This is a genomic window from Curtobacterium sp. B8, from assembly GCF_000333315.1.
Classification (GTDB): Bacteria; Actinomycetota; Actinomycetes; order Actinomycetales; family Microbacteriaceae; genus Curtobacterium; species Curtobacterium luteum.
This window is the reverse complement of record NZ_BACW01000376.1, coordinates 1-3,741: the sequence shown is the minus strand read 5'-3', so window position 1 is coordinate 3,741 and position 3,741 is coordinate 1. Positions and strand designations below refer to the sequence as shown.

The window sequence follows — 3,741 nt, the reverse complement described above, 5'->3', positions numbered from 1 at the left end:
ACTGGAAGTTCGCGAACCCGTGCTGGTAGAGCAGCTCGGTGTAGGTGAGCAGCGACGTGCCCGGGTACCCGAGCTGCGCGGCCGTCCCTCCGCCGATCGTCGCCTTCCCGGACGCGACCCCGGAGGCGACGGCCGCCTCCGTGAAGTACTGCAGCGCCGCGATCACCCCCGTCACGACCGCGAACCCGATCACCGGCGCGATCGTCGGCAGGGTGATGTGCCGGACCTGCTGCGGGCCGTTCGCGCCGTCGAGGGACGCGGCTTCGTACAGGTCGCGCGGGACGTCGAGGAGGGCTGCCAGGAAGATGATCATGATGTCGCCCATCACCCAGACGCCCATGATCACGAGCGACGGCTTCGACCACGCCGGGTCGTTGAACCACAGCGGGCCGTCGATGCCGAAGAACCGCAGGATCTGGTTCACCGGACCGGTTCCGGGGTTGAAGAGGAACACGAACGCGACGACACTCGCGACCGGTGGCACGAGGGCGGGCAGGTAGAACAGCGTCCGCCAGAACCCGGTGGCGGTCTTCGCCCGGCTGAGCAACCCTGCGACGAGCAGCGCGCACACGATGCGCACCGGCACCAGGATCACCACGAACCAGATCGTGTTGACCACCGCGGCACCGATCTGCGGGTCCTGCGTGAACAGGAAGCGGTAGTTCAGGAGCCCGACGAACTGCGGTTCCTGCAGCTGGTTGTACCGCGTGAACGAGTAGACGATCGATGCGACGAGCGGGTAGGCGAAGAAGATCACCAGGCCCGCCAAGGCCGGCGCAAGCATCGTCAGGGCGACGAGCCGACGTCGGGACTCGGCGGAGCGGCGCCGACGCGGTGGGCGCGCGGAGCCGGCCGCGGGGGTGGGAGCCGACCCCTTCGGGGAGGCGGGCCGGGAGGCGCGGGTGGGCCGCGCCTCCAGGCTGTCGGTTCCGGGGCTGGTGACGTCCGTCATCACGGACCCGCCAGCTGGTTCGCGTTGTCGATGTCCTGGTCGAGCTGCTGCAGCTTCTGGTCGAGGTTCCCGCCGTCCTCCTGGTACGCCTGCCAGAACTTCGTGAACGTGCCGATGTAGGCGGCACCGTCCGCCGTGCCGGGCGAGGTCATCGTGTCCGCGTTCCCCGCGACGTCGACGAAGGTCTTGTAGTTCTCGTCGACCTCCAGCTTCGGGGACTCGAGCGCCGAGGTGATCGTCGGGATGTTCTTCAGCCCGTTCGCCATCGTGACCTGCGCGTCGGTGTTCGTCGACAGGTACTTCAGCAGCGCCCAGGCGAGCTCGGGGTGCTCGGACCCCTTCGCGATGCCGGCGACGTTGCCCGCGATGTACGTCGAGCCGTAGTGGCCGAGGCCCGCCATCACCGGGGTGGGGGCGGTGCCGTAGTCGAGGTCGGGCTTCTGGTCCTTGATGAACGCGGTGCGGTACTCGCCGTCGATCTGCATCGCGACCTGGCCGGTCTGGAACGCGTTGTCGGCGGCGAACTCCTGCCCGAGGCCCGACGTGAACGCCTTGAGCTTGTCGTAGCCGATCTCGTCGACGAAGGCCTTCTGCCAGGTGATGAGCTTCTTCCACGCGGCGGACGTGCCGATCACGCTGTTGCCCTTGCTGTCGAGCCAGCGGCCGTCGATCATCGGTGCCCAGTGCTCGGGCGAGTTCTCGTAGAAGTCGATGAGCGGGTTGAAGCCGAGCTGCTTGATCGACCCGTCGGCGTTGTACGTCGTGAGCTGCAGCGCATCCGTCTTCAGCTCGTCGAGGGTCTTCGGCGGGCTCGTGATGCCGGCCTTGGCGAACGCCGCCTTGTTGTACATGAGCGCGCTGACGTCGGCCAACGCCGGGAGCGTGCAGCGCTTGCCCTTGTACGCGGTGTACCCACGGACGGCCTTCGGGATGTCCGACAGGTCGACCTTGTCCCGGTCGATGTACGGCGTGAGGTCACGGAACGCGCCCGACGAGCAGAAGCTCCCCACGATCGCCGTGGAGTACGACAGCCCGACGTCGATGTTCTGCCCCGACGAGATCGCCTTCTGGAGCTTCTCGTCGTCCTGGCCGGCGTGGATGTCGACCGTGACGCCGGGGTTGGCCTTCTCGAAGCCCGCGACGGCGCTCTTCACGACGCCGGCTTCGCGCCCGGTGAAGAAGTGCCACAGGGACACGGTGCCCTTGAGGTACTTCGGGGCCGACTCGTCGATGTTCTGGGCGCTCGACCCGGAACTGCAGCCGGCGATGACGAGCGCGCCGGTGGCGGCGACGGCGGTGGCGGTCACGATGCGCCGGAGCCTCGGACGGGTGAGTGACATGTGGGACTCGCTCTCTGCTCTCGCTCCGGTGGTCCGTCGCGGGGGTGACCGCGGTCGGCGGACCGCGGTCACCCCCGTTTCCGGGCACGCCGAAGAGCCCTGGGACAGGGCCGGGTGGTGGTGCCTCGAGTGGTGCGGGTGGAGGAAGTGGTGCTGGTCGGAGCACCTGCGCGGATCAGGTGCGCAGGTGCGGGTCGGGTGCGCTCGCCGGTTCGGGTGCATCCTCGTTGATGCGGTCGACCCGGTCGGCGAGTGCGGCGCGGACGACGTCGATGAGGACGTGGCGCGCGCCGTGGAGGACGGGGGTGTCGGGGACGCCGGGCGCGACGACGGCCGTGGACCAGCGGGTGCGGGTCCGGAGCCATGCCGTCACGGCGGCGGCCAGGGCGGGACCGCCCGCGATGCCGGTCGGGCCGTGCAGCACGACCGTCTCGGGATCGGCGACGGCCAGCGCGGGCAGCACGTTGTGCCCGATGCGCTCGCCGAGGGCGGTCGTGAAGGGGTGCTGTTCCGGCAGTCCGGGCAGCTGTGGGAGCACCTCGCGCCAGTCGGCCGCGGAGCCGTCCGGTGCCGTGATCCCGTGTTCGGCGGCCAGCGCAGCGATCGCGGACTCGGAGATGAGGTCCGCGATGATCGTGGCCGTCGGGTCGATGGCGCGTGCGTCGGCGGGCACGCCCAGGTAGCCGATCTCGCCCGCGGCGCCGGACGCGCCGGTGTGCAGGCGTCCGTCGAGGTCGAGCGCCATGCCGAGGCCCTCCGCCATCCAGAACAGGGCGAAGGAGCCGACGGTCCGGCCGGCGCCGATGTTCCGTTCGGCGATGGCGGCGAGGTTCGCGTCGTTCTCGACGACGACCCGGACCCCGAGCTCGGCGGAGAGGGTCGCCGCCACACGCTCCCGCGGCCAGCCCGGCAGGCCGTCGGTGAAGATGAGGGTGTCCGTCGTGTGGTCGACCGAGGCCTGCACGCCGACCGCGACGGCGGTGACGAGGTCGGGGTCGGTGCCCGCGGCCGTCGCGGCGCGGGTGATCGCTGCCGCGACGATGTCGGTGCCCGGACCACGGACCTCGTCCGGGGACATCGTGTGGGTCGCCACCGGGTAGGCGCGGCCGAGGGCGTCGACGACGGTGGAGCGGACGTCGACGAGCTGGACGTCGACGGCGACCGCGAGGTCCCGGTCGGTGATCGCCTCGTACACGGCGGCACTCGGGCCACGGCGACCGGCCTGCGCTTCGGTTCCGGCAGCCCGGATGAGGTCGGCCGACTCGAGACGGCGGATGATCTCGGCAGCGGTCGGCTTGCTGAGTCCGGTGCGTCCGGCGATCTCGTTGCGGGTGAGCGGTCCGTCGTCGAGGAGGAGCTCGAGCGCCGCGCGGTCGTTGAGCACGCGCAGCAGTCCGGGCTGTCCGGGGGTGCGTCCGCGAGTGCTCATGCCAGGACTGTAACGGACAA

General features: G+C 70.3%; 3 protein-coding genes. All 3 read right to left on the bottom strand.

The features are described from left to right. Positions 1-769 (bottom strand): carbohydrate ABC transporter permease (locus I59_RS09805; protein WP_261976551.1); only part of this gene is annotated, 769 nt, incomplete at its 3' end. A gap of 182 nt (positions 770-951) precedes the next feature. Further along, positions 952-2,259, bottom strand: coding sequence for an extracellular solute-binding protein (locus I59_RS09800; protein ID WP_261976550.1), 1,308 nt, complete (start codon positions 2,257-2,259; stop codon positions 952-954). A 208-nt stretch (positions 2,260-2,467) separates the two neighbouring features. Then, positions 2,468-3,721, bottom strand: coding sequence for an ROK family transcriptional regulator (locus tag I59_RS09795; RefSeq protein ID WP_022903719.1), 1,254 nt, complete (start codon positions 3,719-3,721; stop codon positions 2,468-2,470). Between the last annotated feature and the right edge of the window lie 20 nt (positions 3,722-3,741).

Bases quoted from the DNA above. Each gene is read 5' to 3' on its own strand.
- I59_RS09795 (WP_022903719.1), bottom strand. From the start codon at position 3,721: ATGAGCACTCGCGGACGCACCCCCGGACAGCCCGGACTGCTGCGCGTG.